Raw genomic sequence first — 16,104 nt, 5'->3', positions numbered from 1 at the left:
CCCCATTGAAAAGAAAGGGCGTTTATTTTATATTAGACCTGTATACAACTTGGTATACAAGTAACGCATGCAGACGAGCATGCCGCAAAGGGTGAGAATCAGTTGATAGATAAACATGATAAAGTTCTCTTAAAAGATACCGCATACGACAAAATCAAGGAAAAGATGATCCGGGGAGATGAGGAATATACGTCGGAGAATACGCTGGTTCAGGAATTAAGCATGAGCCGAACCCCGATTCGCGAAGCATTGAACCGGCTTCAGTACGAAGGCTTCCTGAAAATATTGCCGAACCGGGGCATCGTCTTCACCGAGCTGTCCGTGGAGGAACGCAATGAGCTGATTGACATGCGGATCGCCATCGAGACGTATTCGCTGAAGCAGGCCGAGAGCCGTATCCGGGACCATCACATTCAGGAGCTTGCCCGCATCATCGGCATGCAGGAGAAGGCTTACCGGGCGGGGGATTTTGCCGATCTGGTCGAGAAGGACGCGCTGTTCCATCATTACCTGCTGGAGATCGTCGGGAACTCGCAATTCATCAAGATGTACCGTCACGCGAGGGAGCGGCAGTTCACGGTGCGGGCCGGAAAATGGCTCAAGAATCAGCCGGATATTCTCCAGACCTTTATTGAAGAGCACAGAACCATTCTGGACGCGATCACCCGGAAGGATATTCCGGCCGCGATTCAGCATTTGGTGGAGCATCTGGAAAAAGGAAAGCTGTAGCGCTTAAACGAAAGGAGGCGGCGGAAGCGATGAAAGTTCGAGTAGTTATGGCCCAGTTGGAATCGACATCGGACAAGCACATCAATTACGAAAAAGCGGTAACGGCCGTCCAGGGAGCTGTTCGTGACCACTTCGCGCAGATGGTCGTTTTCCCGGAAATATTTATGAGCTTCTTCCCCGCACATACTCCGAGGCATGTCATTGTGGACGACGCCGAGACGCTGGAGGGCCCGTTCGTCGCCGGGATGAGGAAGCTCGCGGCCGAGAACGGCGTATGGCTGATATTCGGAATGAAGGAATTGGTGGATGAGCGCAGCGCGGACCGGGTGTATAACACGGTAGTCATTGTCGATAGCGGCGGCTCGATCGCCGGAGCTTACCGGAAGACGCACCTGTACGATGCGTTCGGGCTTAAGGAATCCGACACGATTATGCCGGGGGACCGTCTCTTCGAGCCGATTCAGACCCCATTCGGCAAGCTGGGATTATTCGTCTGTTACGAGCTGCGCTTCCCGGAGATCGCCCGCTATCAGGCGGCCAAGGGGGCGGACATCATCATTGTTCCTTCCGGCTGGGTCCGCGGGCCGATGAAGGAGCGCCACTGGAGCCACTTGATCACCGTTCGGGCGTTGGAAAATACGGTGTTCATGGTGGCCTGCAACCAGGTGAGCGATTTCTACAGCGGACAGAGCCTTGTCGCAGATCCGATGGGCGTGTTGATGGCTGCGGGTCCCGAGACGGAGGCGCTGATCCCCTGCGAAATCGACCTGTCCCGAATCGGAAGCGTCCGTTCCAAGCTGCCATCGTATGAACAGCGGAGACCCGAGCTGTACGAGGCAATATCAGATCCCGGAAGGAGCATTTATCGATGAATAAACTGAGCAAGCTGCTGCATCATCAAGAGTCGGCTTACGGAATGATTGTCACGCTGAAGGACCCTGCCGTCGTGGAGATGCTGGGGCATGCCGGGTATGATTTTGCCATCATTGATATGGAGCATACGACAATGGACTTCGGGCTGGTGGAGCATATGATCCGGGCGGCCGAGTGCGTTCAGGTATCTTCCGTGGTCCGGACCCCTCAGAATGACTATGGCGCCATGCTGCGCGTTCTTGAAGCGGGAGCCGACGCCATCATGGTTCCTCATCTCACCACGCGGGAACAGGCTGAACGAATCGTCGGCACGGCCAAATACCGCCCGATCGGCTCCCGCGGGCTCGACGGCTCCTCAAGAACGGCGCAATATGGCACTACGCCTTTCCAGCAGCATCTGAGCAGGCAAAATGAACGGGTCACCGTGATCGGCATGATTGAGGATGAATCGGCTCTGACCAACCTGGACGATATTGTCAGCGTGCCTGGACTGGATTTGCTCTTTGTCGGCCCGGCGGATTTGGCGGCCTCGCTTGGATTTCAGGAGCAATTTGATCATCCCGTCGTTATGGAGGCCATCGAAGAGATTATCCGAACGACCCGGGAGGCCGGGCTTGGCATCGGGATTCCGGCGTTTACGGCGGAGGAGGTGGACAAGTATTCCGGGTGGGGGGCTAACTTTTTTACCGTGCCGCCGATTGATACGCTTCTCTTCAGCCGGGCAATGACCTCCTATCTGCGCGATGTGAAGCGAAATGAAAGGTTGTCCATGATGTAGAACAAGAGAGATGTCTTGCCGTTCATATGACCAAACCTAAGGAGGAAAATAAATATGCGATGGAATCAGGCCGGGAAAGCAGTGGGACTTATGTTGATGGTGTTGTCTTTGCTCTTGTCCGCATGCGGTTCGGATCAGGGAGCGGCGAATGGGACGGAGAAGGAAGCCAAGGGGCTGGTTATCACATTAAAAGGCGACCCTGTCGGCTTCGATCCTCAGAATACAACCGATACCATTTCCAGCCTTATCAATTACCAAATCTACGACAGGCTTGTTACCTTCAATGAGAATATGGAGATTGTTCCCCAACTGGCCAAGAGCTGGACAACCTCCGAGGACGGCAAGACCTGGACCTTCGAGCTGAACACGGGAATCACCTTCACCGACGGTACTCCGTTTAATGCGGAAGCGGTAAAAGCCAGCTTTGAGCGGATCGCCGATGAAGGAAAGAATTTGAGCCAGCATTCGCTGGTAGGCTCATTTATCGACAGCATTACAACGAACGGCGAGACGGAGGTTGTCTTTCATTTGAAAGCCCCGCAAGGAGCCTTCCTGGGGAACTTGGCTTCCGTAGCGAGCAGTATTCTCAGCCCTAAGTCCATTAAGGAGGACGAGGAAGGCATCGCCAAAAGCCCGGTGGGAACCGGCCCGTTCAAATTAAAAGAATTTACGACCGGGGATGCGGTGGTGCTTGAAGCCAACAAGGATTATTGGGGCGGAGCGCCAGGGGTCGGCAGCGTTACCTTCAAGAATGTTCCGGAAACCGCCTCCCGCGTAATTATGCTTGAAAATGGCGAATCCGATCTGATGGAAGGTGTCCCGATTACGGAAATCGAACGGCTGAAGCAGAACAGCGAGCTGGTCATCAATCCGATCAAGGCCAACCGGATCGCGTACATCGGGTTCAATACGACCGTCAAGCCTTTTGATCAGCCGGCCGTGCGCCAGGCGCTGAACTATGCGATTGACAAGGAAACGCTTGTGAACAAGCTGTATGACGGACGGGTTACCGTCGCCACCTCCGCCATCGCGTCGAGAACGATTGGGTACAGCAATGTAGGCTCTTATCCATTTGACATGGACAAAGCGAAGCAAATGCTGAAGGACGCGGGAATCGTACCGGGAAATTACAAGTTCAGATTGATTCTGGCCGCCAATGTTGTCCAGGATAAACCGGCCGCCGAATTTGTCCAGAACAGTCTGACGCAATTGGGATTCAATGTCGAGCTGCAGACACTTGAGCTTGGCACTTATTTAGAGACGCTTAAAGATCCCGGCAAATACGATTTATTCGTCAGAGGGGCGCTGGCAACCACCGGCGACGCCGATCCTCTGTTCCGGGATGCCCTGTTATCGACCAGCGCCACGAACTACGCCCATTACAACAATCCGGAAGTCGACAAATTGATCCTCGCGGGGCAAGCGCAATTCGAGCCGAAGCAGCGTCTGGAGAGCTACGCGAAGGTGCTGGAGCTGGTCAAGGAAGATGCGCCATGGATTTTCCTACATGAAGATATGGCCCGCTACGGAATGTCCAAGAAGGTTGAAGGAATCACCTTCCTTCCTACTTATATCTATGATCTGCGCAAGGCGGTCAAGAATTAACGAATCTGAATCGTAAGGAGGAGTTCTTTTGTTAAGCTATGTCGTCAAGCGTGTGCTGCAAATGATTCCCACCTTGTTCGGCGTATCTCTCCTCTGTTTCGTCATCATCCACTCGGTTCCGGGAGACCCGGCGCATTTAATTGCGGGAGTCGATGCGACCGATGAGCAGGTGCAGAGCGTCAAGGAACAGCTGGGGCTGGACCGGCCGCTTTTGGAGCAGTATTTCAGCTACGTGTCCCATTTGCTCCGGGGCGACCTGGGAGAGTCGCTGCAATCCGAGCGTCCGGTTCTCCAGGAAATTATGACGAGGTTCCCCAATACGATCCTGCTGACGGTATTCTCCGTTGCCATTATGGTTGTCGTCGGCCTGTTTGCCGGAATCCTCTCCGCGACGAAGCCGAACAGCATCAGGGATAATGTGACGATGATGTTCTCGCTGTTTGGCATCTCAATGCCGGTGTTCTGGTTCGGAACGATGCTTATTCTGTTGTTCTCCTACTACTGGCCCCTGCTTCCTTCCGGAGGAAGCAGCGGGTTCCGGCATTTCATTCTTCCGTCTGTCGTCCTGGGCCTGTCTTCCTCCGGGGTGCTGGCGAGGTTAACCCGTTCCAGCATCCTGGAGGTGATTCATCAGGATTTCATCCGTACCGCGCGGGCCAAAGGGGTCAAGGAGAGAATAGTCATCTACAAGCACACCTTGAAAAATGCGCTCATTCCGATCATTACGATCATTGGCCTGGAGTTCGGCACGTTGCTTGGCGGGGCTGTTCTGACGGAGACGGTATTCTCGATGAACGGGCTGGGCCGGTTCATTATCCAATCCATCCAGTTCCGGGATTATCCGGCTGTTCAGGGCTGCATCTTGTTCGTGGCGACGATCTTCGTCGTAGTCAATCTCGTGGTTGACCTGTGTTACAGCGCAGTAGACCCCAGAATCAGGTATGAGTAGAAGGGAGCGTACGCAATGAGCAAGACCTCAATCCTTCTGATGAGCCGGGAAGCGGGGGAAGCGGTATATCAACGGCGCTCGCCGTGGACGTTGATGATTCAGAGGTTCAAGAAGAACAAACGCGCCATCGTAGGATTATGGATGGTTGTCATTTTTGTATTTGTCGCGGTCTTCGCGAGATGGCTGGCGCCGTATGATCCGATTGAGCAAAATATGCAGAGCATACTGAACGCTCCTTCATTAAGCCATCCGTTCGGGACGGATGAATATGGCCGGGACATTTTATCGCGGGTGATTTACGGAGCGCAAATTTCCCTGATGGTCGGGGTTGTCGGCGTGCTCATCTCCATCGTGCTCGGCGTCGCGCTTGGTACGGTCGCGGGTTACTTCGGCGGAAAAGCCGATCTCCTGATTATGCGGGTGATGGATGTGTTTATGGCGTTTCCGAGCTTTCTGCTCGCGCTCGCTATCGTCAGCGTGCTCGGTCCGGGCATGGTGAACGTGATGATCGCCATCGGCATCTTCTCGGTCCCGACCTTTGCGAGAATTTCCCGCGGCTCGGTCATGTCCGTTAACGGCAAGGAATACATCGAGGCGGCAAAATCGATGGGCTCCGGACATATTCGCATTATATTCAAGCATGTGATTCCGAACAGCATCGCGCCGATTATTGTATTGTCCTCGATGCGCATAGCGACGGCCATTCTGACAGCCTCCGGGCTGAGCTTTCTCGGAATGGGCGCCCAGCCGCCGACGCCAGAGCTGGGGGCGATGCTAAGCTCGGGCCGGGATTATTTAAGGTCCGATCCCTATGTCAGCACAATCCCCGGCTTGGCCATCATGTTTATGGTGCTGGCCTTTAATATGCTGGGCGACGGTATCCGGGACGCGCTCGATCCGAAAATGAAGCTGTAAATGCCGCATACCAGGGGAGGGAAAGCTATGGAACGTGAACTGCTTGCGATCAAAGGGCTCAAAACTTATTTTTATACGGATGAAGGGGTGGTCCCGGCGGTTGACGGTGTGGATATCACCATCCGCGAAGGGCAGACCGTAGGGGTCGTCGGAGAGTCCGGCTCCGGCAAGAGCGTCACCTCCTTAACGGCGATGCGATTGACGCCGGGCAAAGTGATGGACGGCTCCATCCGGTTTGGCGGCAAGGATCTGCTCGCTCTGTCCGAGCAGGAAATGCAGGATATCCGGGGCAATGAAATGGCGATGATCTTTCAGGAGCCGATGACCTCGCTGAATCCGGTATTTACGGTGGGGGAGCAGATTGGGGAAGCCGTCCGGATTCATTTAAAGTACAGCAGGAAGCAGGCGAGAGCCCGCTCCATCGAGATGCTGAAGCTTGTCGGGATTCCGAGACCGGAACAGATTGTCGACGAGTATCCCCACCGTCTGTCGGGAGGGATGAGGCAGAGAGTGATGATTGCGATGGCCATGGCCTGTAGTCCCAAGCTGCTGATTGCCGATGAGCCGACGACTGCGCTGGATGTAACGATTCAGGCGCAGATTCTGGATTTAATGAAAGAGCTGAAGTCGTCCCAGGGCACGGCGATTCTGCTCATTACCCATGATCTTGGTGTCGTGGCGGAAATGTGCGACCGCGTGGTGGTCATGTACGGCGGCAAGGTCGTTGAAGAGAGCGACGTGTTCACACTCTTTACCGAGCCGAAGCACCCGTATACGCAAGGGCTGATGAAGTCGATGCCGACGCTGGACTCCGAGGAGGCGCGGCTCTATTCCATCAAGGGAAGCGTACCGGTTCCCGGCAGCTTGCGGGAAGGGTGCACGTTCGCGCCCCGGTGCGAATTTGCGATGGAGGTCTGCCGCCTGCAAGCGCCGCAGCTTGCGGAAATCGGGCCGGGCCACTTTACAAGCTGCTGGCTCCATACATCCGAGGGAGGGGGGAAATCACAATGAAGCAGCCTTTGGTTGAGGTCCGAAATTTAAAAAAGTATTTCCCGATTAAAAAAGGAATCTTTGGCCGAACAGCAGGTCATGTCAGAGCCGTCGACGGACTGGATTTTACGATTTATAAGGGAGAAACCCTCGGATTGGTGGGGGAAAGCGGCTGCGGAAAGTCGACAACGGGGAGAACGCTGCTCCAACTGCTGCATCCGACCGAGGGCCAGGTCTATTATCAGGGAAGAAATCTCGTGGGGCTGCCCTCAGCCGAGCTAAGAAAGGTCCGCAAGGATATGCAGATGGTCTTTCAGGACCCGTATGCTTCTCTCGATCCGCGCCTCACAGTCTTCGATATTATCGCCGAACCGCTGGAAATCCACAACGCTGCCCAAGGGAAGGAAAAAGTACGGCGGGTCGAGGAGCTGCTGAATACCGTGGGCTTGAACAGCTACCATGCCAAGCGGTATGTGCACGAATTCAGCGGCGGGCAGCGGCAGCGGATCGGGATTGCCAGGGCGCTGGCGCTCCATCCCATGCTGATTGTCGCAGACGAGCCGGTGTCGGCTCTGGACGTATCCATCCAGTCCCAGGTTATCAATCTGATGCAGGACTTGCAGGAGCAGTTTCATTTGACGTATTTATTTATCGCCCATGATTTGAGCGTGGTGAAGCATATCAGCACCCGGATCGGGGTGATGTATTTGGGGCGGATGGTGGAGCTGGCGGATAAGCGGGACCTGTTCGATTCCCCGAAGCATCCGTATACCCGGGCCTTGCTGTCAGCCGTGCCGAATCCGAATCCGTTACTCAAGAAGGAGCGGATCGTGCTGCAAGGGGATGTGCCGAGTCCGGCCAATCCGCCTGCGGGCTGTACGTTCCACCCGAGATGCAGCGAATGCATGGCGATATGCAAGACGGAGAAACCGGAGCTTATGAAAGTGGAGGGGCGCTACGTCGCCTGTCATTTGTACTCTTAAATGCGAAAGTGAGGCGGACAAGCCTGGGCCGGAGTATATCGCCGGACGACATCAACGTAAGTGGAGGAGGACAGGCCATGAGATTGAACGGGAAGCCATCGATAACGCCAGCAAGCGGCGCAACTTCGTTATACGCATGCCAAGACGATCAAAGGTTTTCTTACTGCGCCTATATTCCAGGCCCATCTGCCGAACCCGGTCCAACGAAGCGCCCGCTGCTCGTCGTGATTCACGGGACGGACCGTTCCGCCCAGCGGTACAGGGACGCATTCCAGGATTTTGCCGACAGCACTGGCACCGTTGTCCTCGCTCCGCTCTTTCCGGCAGGAATCGGAGAACCGGGAGAGCTGAATTCCTACAAGATGATTAAATACCGCGACATTCGTTTCGACCGCGTATTATTGGCGATCATTGAAGAGTTTAAGGCCCGATATGGAATTTCTGAGCAGAAGTTCCTGCTGTTCGGCTTTTCCGGCGGCGGACAATTTGTTCACCGTTTCTTTTACCTTTATCCTGACCAGCTGCTGGGGGTATCGGTTGCCGCACCGGGCAACGTTACGCTGCTTGATCCCTCCATGGATTGGTTTACGGGAACCCGTGACTTTAAGGAACAATTCGGCACGGATCTTCGGATAGAGGAGCTGCGCCGTGTTCCCGTCCAATTGGTCATTGGAAGCGAAGATAAGAACATTCTGCCAAGCGGCAAGGATAATCCGTTTTGGCTACCGGGCGTTGAAATTGCCGGTAATACGCGGCTGGAACGAATCCGGTCGCTGAGGGATAATTGGACATCGAATGGGATTCGCGTCCGGTATGATGAAGTTCCGGGCGCTGCCCATGAAGGTATCAAGCTGTTGTCTCCTGTGAAAGATTTTCTGGCGGAAACATTGAAGGCGAATGACCACCATCTCAAATGAAGAAGGAAGGGATTATATGCAGGTTAGAAAAGTAATCCTCAACATTCATCTGACTCTAAGCTTGTTGGCCGGGCTGTTCATTGTCGTTCTCTCCTTGACAGGTACCGTTCTCGTATTTAAAAATGAGCTCACCCAAGCCATGTATCCGGAGCTGTTTAAAGTGACCCAAGGGGAGCGGATTTCTTATCAGGATGCTCAAAAGTCCATTTTGACCCAATATCCCGAAGCGCAGTTTCTGAGAATTTACACCCCCGATGAACCGGTTACAAATGGCTCGTTCCTGTTCTGGATCAATAATGACGGCGAAAGGGTGTATGTATACATGGACCCTGCCACCGGGAACATACTCGGAACGCTGGATGAGAGCGCCTTTCCCAATAAGCTAAGCGTATTTCATCGCAATTTACTGCTGGAAAAGTATCACGGGTTTGAAATTGTCGGGATCGTCGGCTTCATGTTCACGTTCATTCTCATATCGGGTCTTTACCTGTGGTGGCCGGGAATCAAAAGCATGGCGCAGGGCTTCAAACGAAGAAAGGCCACGAATCCGTATGTTAAAAAGAATGACCTTCACCGGCTGATTGGAATATACTCCATCCCCGTACTCTTAATCATCGCATTTACCGGCGCCGTCTATCCGTTTAGCGAGAAGATATTAGGCTGGTTCGGCACAGGCTGGACGCCGCCGGCTCAGAAGCTTGCCGTTCAAGTTAAGCCCGAAGGCAGGCTCCCTGTGGACGAGCTGGTCCGGCTTGCCGAACAGACCACGCCAAGCAGCAAAGCAACCCTGATTATTCTGCCTGCCAAACCGGAGAAGAACATTGACATTCGTCTAACCCGTTACTATGACCCCGGAGCCGGACATACCGGAAATGTGAAGGTGTGGATGGACCCGTACAACGGTAAGGTGCTGGAAAAATGGGACCCCAAAATCAATAACGTCTTTTACCAAACGTGGGTATTTCCTCTGCACACCGGCGCTTATGGAGGGATCATCACCAAAGTCTTGTATTCCATCGTCGGTTTGATGCCTTCCATATTGATGTTTACCGGTATCTATATCTGGCAGTATAAAAAAAGACGGCGGAAAAAACAGCAGGCCGAGGTTCAGCTGAACGCGTCGTAGATAATTCATCTTCCTTAATGGTTGTAGAACCCCCTTACTTTCAGTAAGCTGAATATATAAGGGGGAAGACTGAAATGACGATACGACTGCGCGGGCACCATCTGCTCTGCCTGCTGGGATACCGCGGGATGGGATATTCCGCGGATTTTTGCGTGAACATGACGGGGATTTATGAGACCCTTCGAACGAAGCCGGATACCCGGATCGAAATTGTCACAGGAGTAGACGACATTTGCCGCGCGTATCCGCCGGATCAAGATAATCATTGTGATGGAACTGTGCATGAACTGGACCAGGCGGTATTAACCAAGCTCGGACTTGCGCCCGGTTATCAGGGAGAGTGGCGGGAGGTGTGCGGGTACGTAGCCCGGCAGGTGGAGCCTTCCGACATCGAGAATTTATGCGTAACCTGTCCGTGGAAATCCTACGGGGTATGCCAGGAGGGCGTGCAGTTGGTCAGGGAAGGCCGGCCGCTGCCGGAGGTTAAAGCGCAGACGTAAATACCAGTAATATCGGCCTAAGGATGCTAAATGACCGGAAAGCATGAGCAGGGCAGGGGCTCTGATATCAGAGCGTTTCAGGAGGCTGATTCCCATCAAGCCACAGTCACAATCATTGCAAAAACCTGCGCATTGCGCATCACAGTGAACAGGCATCTGCTCCAACAGGAAGGCACAGCGTACAAAATTACGCAGCCTTCCTTTTTTATGTTCTACTGAGATTTGTTGATGTACGAAAGCGATACGCACTATCAGAGCAAAATCACGAGCCGGGATATCGAAGCCCTGTTCGAATGCAATTTCGACTACCTGAACCGGACCTTCAACAAGCTGACCGGCCACTCGATCACCCATTATATCAACAAGGTAAGAATCGACCAGGCTCAGGAACTGCTGCAGGCGACGCACCTGAGCATCGGTGAAATCGCCTACCTCGTCGGCTTCGGAGACATCTATTATTTCAGCAAAGTATTCAAGAAATATGCCGGGCTGTCCCCCGCCGCGTACTACAAGAAGATACGGGAAGAGGAGTAGCGTATCTCCCGGCAGCTGAACTAGTGGATGGTCTCCGTACCGGATTCATAAAAACTAACGTCAAGCGGGTTTCTGTCCACGAATCTTGGATAGCGATACTTGGGGTAGCCAGTCATAACGGCGCCGGTTATTTTCTTCCCTTCAGGAATATTGAATAATTTCAGCAGGGGAGAATGCTCCTGGAGCGCAATATTTTCAAATATTCCGGCCCAGCATGAACCTAATCCGAGCGTTGGCGCATACAGCTCCAAATAGGCTAACGAAAGAATAGAGTTTTCTCTGCCTCTTGGGAAATTCTTATCCGCAATGGCCAGAACGAGAGCGGGGGCTCCCCGTAAAATCGTGTCGATCCCTTGCTCATGATAAGGCTTGAAAAAGTTATCCCGTCTCTGGCTGAATCTCTCATCTCTTTCCAATCCTTCAACCGTCATTGCGACAGCCCGGTCAATGATATCCTTATTGTCTATGATTTTGTAGGAGACGCCTTGCAGATTGCTTCCTGAAGGCGCATAATGAGCGATATTAACAAGCTGGATCAGCTTTTCTCTTGGAACGGGAGCGGCTTTATAGGACCGGATGGAGCGTCTGGAGCGAAGGAAGCTTTCCGCCTCCTCCGGGCTTAATTTTGGCAGGCTTCTTGAACTTGCTTGATTGGCGAGCGGTGTTCTCTTGTTGTCAATAGCTCCTTTGGGACAGACCGCTACACAATGACCGCAGGCAATGCATTGTTGCGGATACACTTCTTCCGGACCCTTGTCTCCAAGCTTCAATGCCTGTTCCGGACACTCGCTTATACAAACCCCGCACTTCGCACATTTGTCTTGATCTACCGTTATCAAACTCATGTTTCTTCCTCCTTCTGGAAAAATCATTTTCGAGTAATTTCTGATTCCGATGATACAATACAACCTGACATAAATAAAATGAATATTTATTATATTATACATATCAAAAATGATATGAAGATACGCAGTCCAGAAGCTAATAGAATGCCTGGTATTCCATTAGTTTGGATAATTGCTGCGAATCCGGCACATGCTATACATGGTAAAAGTTATGTACGGAGGTCCGATGGATGACGATCTGGCGACGCAAGCGGATAAGCAGCACCCCGATGATGGATGATCCAGGCACCATAGAAGCAAGGCTGTCTGCTGATCTCCGTCAGAACGAAGCCTTTGTAGAGCAAGCGTTTCAAAAGTGCTCGGATTTGGTGCGCCGCCGCATGAATTATCCAGACGGGACTTTAAGGCAGCTCATTGTTTATTTGGAGACTTTGGCAGATGAGAAAAAGGTGAGCGAGCAGCTCGTCAAGCCGCTGGCGGCCGATCAACCGGACCGCGAAGCTGTTGAAACGGGAACGTGGACCGGCGAGGCGATGCCGGTTGATCAAAAGGTGGTTACGCAGAGCTGGGCGGAGGTAATCCGGCTTGTCCTGCGCGGGTACGCGGCCGTGTTCACCGAGGGGGAAGATCATGCTGTTTGCTTTCCAGTCCATGTTACGATTCAAAGGTCCATCCAGGAGCCATCGTCAGAACAGGTCATTCGGGGGAGCAAGGAAGGCTTCATTGAAAGACAGTCCGTTAATGTTGGGCTGCTGCGCAACTATCTTCGGACCCCGCGTCTGAAGATGGAGGCTTTTAACGTAGGCGAGCTGACGGAAACGAAGGTGCTGATTGCTTATATTGAAGGACTGGCCGATGCTTCCGTCGTGGATCAGGTACGAAGCAAAATCACTTCCATCCATATTGACGGCGTACTGGAATCCGGAACCCTGGAGGAGCTGATCGTGGACGATCCGTTCCCCATTTTTCCCCGTGTACAAATCACGGAGCGGCCGGACGTTGTTGCCGGAAGCTTGCTGGAAGGAAGGGTCGGTATTCTCGTCGATAATACCCCCTTCGTTATGATCGTGCCCACCACGTTCTGGGCCGGTTTGCAGGCAAGCGAAGATTATTACCTTAACTACCCTGTAGCCACTTTTACGAGATGGATACGGTTTATTTTTTTATTTGTGGCTATATTTGCCCCTTCCTTCTTTGTTGCCGTGACCTCGTATCATCAGGAAATGATCCCGACCAGCTTGCTGCTGAGTATCGCTTCCGCCCGGGAGCCGGTGCCCTTTCCGGTGATGATCGAAGCCTTGATCATGGAAATTATGTTCGAAGCGCTGCGGGAGGCCGGCATTCGCCTGCCAAGGGCTATAGGCCAGACGGTAAGCATCGTCGGCGGTCTTGTCATCGGGCAGGCAGCCGTGCTGGCCGGGATTATTTCGGCGCCCATCCTGATCGTTGTATCCACGACAGGCATAGCGGCCTTCCTCATTCCGCGGTTTACTTTTGCGAACGGGGTTCGGCTGCTGCGGTTTCCGATCATTCTTCTGGCGGGGTCGCTGGGATTATACGGGTTGGCGCTTGGTTTTTTGGGCATTCTGCTGTATGTCACCCATATCCGATCATTCGGTGTCCCGTATCTTACACCGGTCGCTCCTTTCTCGCTCCGGGCCTTGAAGGATGTCTGGGTTCGGGCACCGGGAAAATATGATGCCGGCCTGTCCGCCCCCTCTTACGAACGAACTGTACAAGCGACGCGGAAGGAAGGAGGAGAGTAGCTTGAAGCGGATGATGCGGGTCTCTATGGTATTTTTGCTTCTGCTGACCCTTACCGGCTGCTGGGACCGGAAAGAAATTAACGATATCGGTCTGGTTATGGCAACTGCAATCGACCTGGCGGAAGACGGACAAATCCTGGCAACCATTCAGGTCGCCGTTCCTTCGCCCTCCTCGCAAACGACCGGGGCATCGAAGGAAACGGAACGCTTTTTTCTGATTTCGGAGGTTGGCAGGAACGGGTTGGAAATTGACCAGAAGCTTCAGCAAAAAATGTCCAGAACGTTATTTTTTTCACACCGCAGCGTGATTCTGGTTGGGGAAGCTCTAGCCCGTAAAGGTCTAGACGGGATATTGGATACCTTCACCCGTAATCCGCGAAACCGGCTCAAGGCCTACATTCTGGTCGTCAAGGGAAAAAAAGCCGGGGATCTCCTCCAGGTTGAATACCCTTACGAGCTTGTCCCTTCGGAAGCGTTGAAGGAAATGGAGATGCTGCGGGGAGAAGGAACGGTCGCTACGCTGCGCGATTTTATGGTTGCATCGGCGAGCGAAGGAATGAGCCCGACAACCGGTGTTCTGGAGCCGGCCGTTTACCGCCGTTCGGGACAACAAGGTGAGCGTCCGCTGTTTCGTATAACCGGGACAGCCATTTTCAAATCGTTGAAATTGACCGGTTTTTTGAATAATGCGGAAACGCATGAATTTCTTTGGTTCAAGAAGAATAAAAATGCGGATCATATCGTAGCCGAGCTTCCTGATGGCATGGGGGATACGTCTTTTACCATCACCTCCAGTAAAGTGAAAATCAGGAGCGACTCGAAAAAGGATTCCCTCAAATTTCATATTCATCTCAAAGGAAAAGGAGAATTGGTGGAGAGTGATTCCCCGCTCGACGTAAGCGACTCGAACAACCTCAGAATAGTGAAAAGGGCGCTTGAACAACAGGCCATTCACAATATGGAGGAATTCCTGCACAAAATTCAAAAAGAATATCAGGCGGATATTGTCGGCTTCGGCCAGCAATTACAAAGGGATAACCCGAAGAAATGGCGGGCCGTGCAGAAGCAGTGGGACCGGTATTTTGCACAGGCTGATATGTCCGTCACAGTGAATCTCACCATCGACAATACCGGAGAAACCGGCCCTTCATTACAATTGAAAGACAAGGAGATCGTGAAGTGACATTGTTTCTGCCAGCGGTATATATCCTGTGTCTCGGCACGTTCACTTTCATCCAGATCCGCCGGTTATGGAGCCGGAACGAGAAACGGGAAGCCTGGATCTATCTGCTATCCATGACCGTCTCCGCCGCCGCTGGCGCGCTTCTGATTGCGGGTGTGAATGTGCCGACCTTTATTCTGCCCTACCGGCTCGTATTTGAAGCTTTCGGGAAGTCGATTCTGTCCCGTTAATGGCTGAGAAGCCTGGCTTTGATCGTGTCAATCGCAAGCAGCAGGAGAGGAAGGAAGCTTTGCGTAAAGAGAGCCAGAATCGGATAAGTATACGTAATCCAGCCTTGAAATTCTGCGGCATTTTTGAAAATCCAGACGGACCCGACGATGGATAACAACGTAATTGGAACGATGGTTCTGCGGTGGTTATTCGTGCCCAGCAGCTGGGCTGCGCTTATGCAGAACATATACAGCAGCATGGACACCTTAATGAAAATACCGAGAATCCAGATCATTATGGCGATGGCTTCCAGTCTCTCCAAAGGCCCGATAATCCCGGTATACTTGATGACATTCAGGAAAGCGAAGTTCATCCGCGGGGTGATCGGACCGAACATCATGATGGTCAGCGCATCAATGGCCATGATCAACACGACAATGCCGATTAGCGCCGCGAGCAGCTTCTTGCGGATCTGCTGCGGCTTCTCGTTCAGGTGCGGGAGGAACCATCCCAGAAAGAAGAATTGGCTCATCCAGGCGGACGGAACAATCGCGCCTTTGATGACCGGAACAAGCCCCTCTGCGAGCACGGGCGACAATCTTGCAAAATCACCGTCTCGGATGGAGAACACAAAGATGGGAATGAGCATCATGACGATGATGAGCACAATAACTTCATTGCACCTGCCGATTGTCTCGACCCCGGCCAGCACGGCGAACCCGCATAATAACAGCAGCGTGATTATAAGTACGAGAGAAGGCGTATTCATCAGGAGAACATTGTTCAGAAATCGCGCATGTTCGTTCACGGTGCTGGAAATAAAGAAAAACAAATAGTAAGTAAAGAACGCCCCTACCGCCTTGCCCGCCCATTTCCCGCAAATGGCAGTCAAATACTGCATGATGGAGCGGCCAGGGTAGCGCTTGGACAGCGTCGTTAGCACATAAATATTCACGAGTCCGGTTAATGAAGCCGGAAGAATCGACAGCCAGGCATTTTGCTTGGCGAAGGCCACCATGATTCCTGGAACGGACAGGATCAGGGTGGAAACGATAAAGGTGAAAAAAAGCAGACTGATCTGATAACCGGATATTTTATCACTGGGCTGCACGCTTGCTCTCACATCTCTCCTTTGTTGGTACTTCTATTTTTTCCATAACCATCCGGTTTAAACCTGATTACATCTCACCTAACAAGCCTC

At 52.7% G+C, this 16,104-nt stretch carries 17 protein-coding genes; 15 read left to right on the top strand and 2 right to left on the bottom strand.

Annotated elements, in window-relative coordinates; translation table 11 throughout:
• The first annotated feature begins 102 nt into the window (after positions 1 to 102).
• The 12 genes from L692_RS0105325 (at position 103) to L692_RS0105265 (ending at position 10,899) form a co-directional block, all read left to right on the top strand.
• Entirely contained in the window at positions 103 to 729 is a 627-nt protein-coding gene (locus tag L692_RS0105325) for a GntR family transcriptional regulator (RefSeq protein WP_025697859.1), read from the top strand.
• Between the two features lie 29 nt (positions 730 to 758).
• Positions 759 to 1,601 (top strand): carbon-nitrogen hydrolase family protein, encoded by an 843-nt coding sequence (locus L692_RS0105320; RefSeq protein WP_025697858.1) that lies wholly within the window; start codon positions 759 to 761, stop codon positions 1,599 to 1,601.
• Positions 1,598 to 2,380 (top strand): HpcH/HpaI aldolase family protein, encoded by a 783-nt coding sequence (locus L692_RS27795; protein ID WP_025697856.1) that lies wholly within the window; start codon positions 1,598 to 1,600, stop codon positions 2,378 to 2,380. The genes L692_RS0105320 and L692_RS27795 overlap by 4 nt, the downstream gene beginning before the upstream one ends.
• A 54-nt stretch (positions 2,381 to 2,434) precedes the next feature.
• Entirely contained in the window at positions 2,435 to 3,985 is a 1,551-nt protein-coding gene (locus L692_RS0105310; protein ID WP_025697854.1) for an ABC transporter substrate-binding protein, read from the top strand.
• Between the two features lie 28 nt (positions 3,986 to 4,013).
• Positions 4,014 to 4,934, top strand: a complete 921-nt coding sequence (nikB, locus tag L692_RS0105305; protein WP_025697852.1) for a nickel ABC transporter permease — start codon at positions 4,014 to 4,016, stop codon at positions 4,932 to 4,934.
• A 15-nt stretch (positions 4,935 to 4,949) separates the two neighbouring features.
• Complete coding sequence (gene nikC / locus L692_RS0105300) at positions 4,950 to 5,849, top strand: nickel transporter permease (protein ID WP_198027706.1); 900 nt, start codon at positions 4,950 to 4,952, stop codon at positions 5,847 to 5,849.
• 27 nt (positions 5,850 to 5,876) lie between these two features.
• Complete coding sequence (locus L692_RS0105295; RefSeq protein WP_025697849.1) at positions 5,877 to 6,860, top strand: ABC transporter ATP-binding protein; 984 nt, start codon at positions 5,877 to 5,879, stop codon at positions 6,858 to 6,860.
• Complete coding sequence (locus L692_RS0105290) at positions 6,857 to 7,822, top strand: ABC transporter ATP-binding protein (protein WP_025697848.1); 966 nt, start codon at positions 6,857 to 6,859, stop codon at positions 7,820 to 7,822. The genes L692_RS0105295 and L692_RS0105290 overlap by 4 nt, the downstream gene beginning before the upstream one ends.
• Before the next feature lie 77 nt (positions 7,823 to 7,899).
• Positions 7,900 to 8,739 carry an alpha/beta hydrolase family protein gene (locus L692_RS0105285; RefSeq protein WP_025697846.1) on the top strand — a complete coding sequence of 280 codons (840 nt, stop codon included), beginning with the start codon at positions 7,900 to 7,902 and terminating at the stop codon, positions 8,737 to 8,739.
• Positions 8,740 to 8,755: 16 nt separating this feature from the next.
• A complete protein-coding gene (locus L692_RS0105280; RefSeq protein WP_025697844.1) occupies positions 8,756 to 9,865 on the top strand; it encodes a PepSY-associated TM helix domain-containing protein in 1,110 nt (369 codons plus the stop codon).
• Positions 9,866 to 9,939: 74 nt separating this feature from the next.
• Positions 9,940 to 10,365, top strand: coding sequence for a DUF1284 domain-containing protein (locus L692_RS0105275; RefSeq protein WP_025697842.1), 426 nt, complete (start codon positions 9,940 to 9,942; stop codon positions 10,363 to 10,365).
• A gap of 228 nt (positions 10,366 to 10,593) precedes the next feature.
• Positions 10,594 to 10,899 (top strand): helix-turn-helix transcriptional regulator, encoded by a 306-nt coding sequence (locus L692_RS0105265; RefSeq protein WP_025697840.1) that lies wholly within the window; start codon positions 10,594 to 10,596, stop codon positions 10,897 to 10,899.
• Between the two features lie 20 nt (positions 10,900 to 10,919).
• Here the strand turns inward: L692_RS0105265 and L692_RS0105260 are convergent, their stop codons facing one another.
• Entirely contained in the window at positions 10,920 to 11,744 is an 825-nt protein-coding gene (locus tag L692_RS0105260) for a nitroreductase family protein (RefSeq protein WP_025697838.1), read from the bottom strand.
• A 230-nt stretch (positions 11,745 to 11,974) separates the two neighbouring features.
• Between L692_RS0105260 and L692_RS0105255 the strand changes: the two genes are divergently transcribed.
• Genes L692_RS0105255 through L692_RS0105245 form a run of 3 tightly spaced genes read left to right on the top strand, consistent with a single transcriptional unit; the run spans position 11,975 to position 14,923 of the window.
• Positions 11,975 to 13,510 carry a spore germination protein gene (locus tag L692_RS0105255; protein WP_025697836.1) on the top strand — a complete coding sequence of 512 codons (1,536 nt, stop codon included), beginning with the start codon at positions 11,975 to 11,977 and terminating at the stop codon, positions 13,508 to 13,510.
• A gap of 10 nt (positions 13,511 to 13,520) precedes the next feature.
• Entirely contained in the window at positions 13,521 to 14,693 is a 1,173-nt protein-coding gene (locus tag L692_RS0105250; protein WP_232238731.1) for a Ger(x)C family spore germination protein, read from the top strand.
• A complete protein-coding gene (locus tag L692_RS0105245; RefSeq protein ID WP_025697833.1) occupies positions 14,690 to 14,923 on the top strand; it encodes a hypothetical protein in 234 nt (77 codons plus the stop codon). Before L692_RS0105250 ends, L692_RS0105245 begins: the two co-directional genes overlap by 4 nt.
• Here L692_RS0105245 and L692_RS0105240 read toward each other — a convergent pair.
• Positions 14,920 to 16,014, bottom strand: a complete 1,095-nt coding sequence (locus tag L692_RS0105240) for a GerAB/ArcD/ProY family transporter (RefSeq protein WP_025697832.1) — start codon at positions 16,012 to 16,014, stop codon at positions 14,920 to 14,922. The genes L692_RS0105245 and L692_RS0105240 overlap by 4 nt on opposite strands.
• Positions 16,015 to 16,104 lie beyond the last annotated feature (90 nt).

It is taken from the genome of Paenibacillus forsythiae T98, from assembly GCF_000520735.1.
Taxonomy (GTDB): domain Bacteria; phylum Bacillota; class Bacilli; order Paenibacillales; family Paenibacillaceae; genus Paenibacillus_AQ; species Paenibacillus_AQ forsythiae.
Note: the sequence above shows the minus strand (reverse complement) of the source record. Positions and strands in the feature narration are given on the sequence as shown.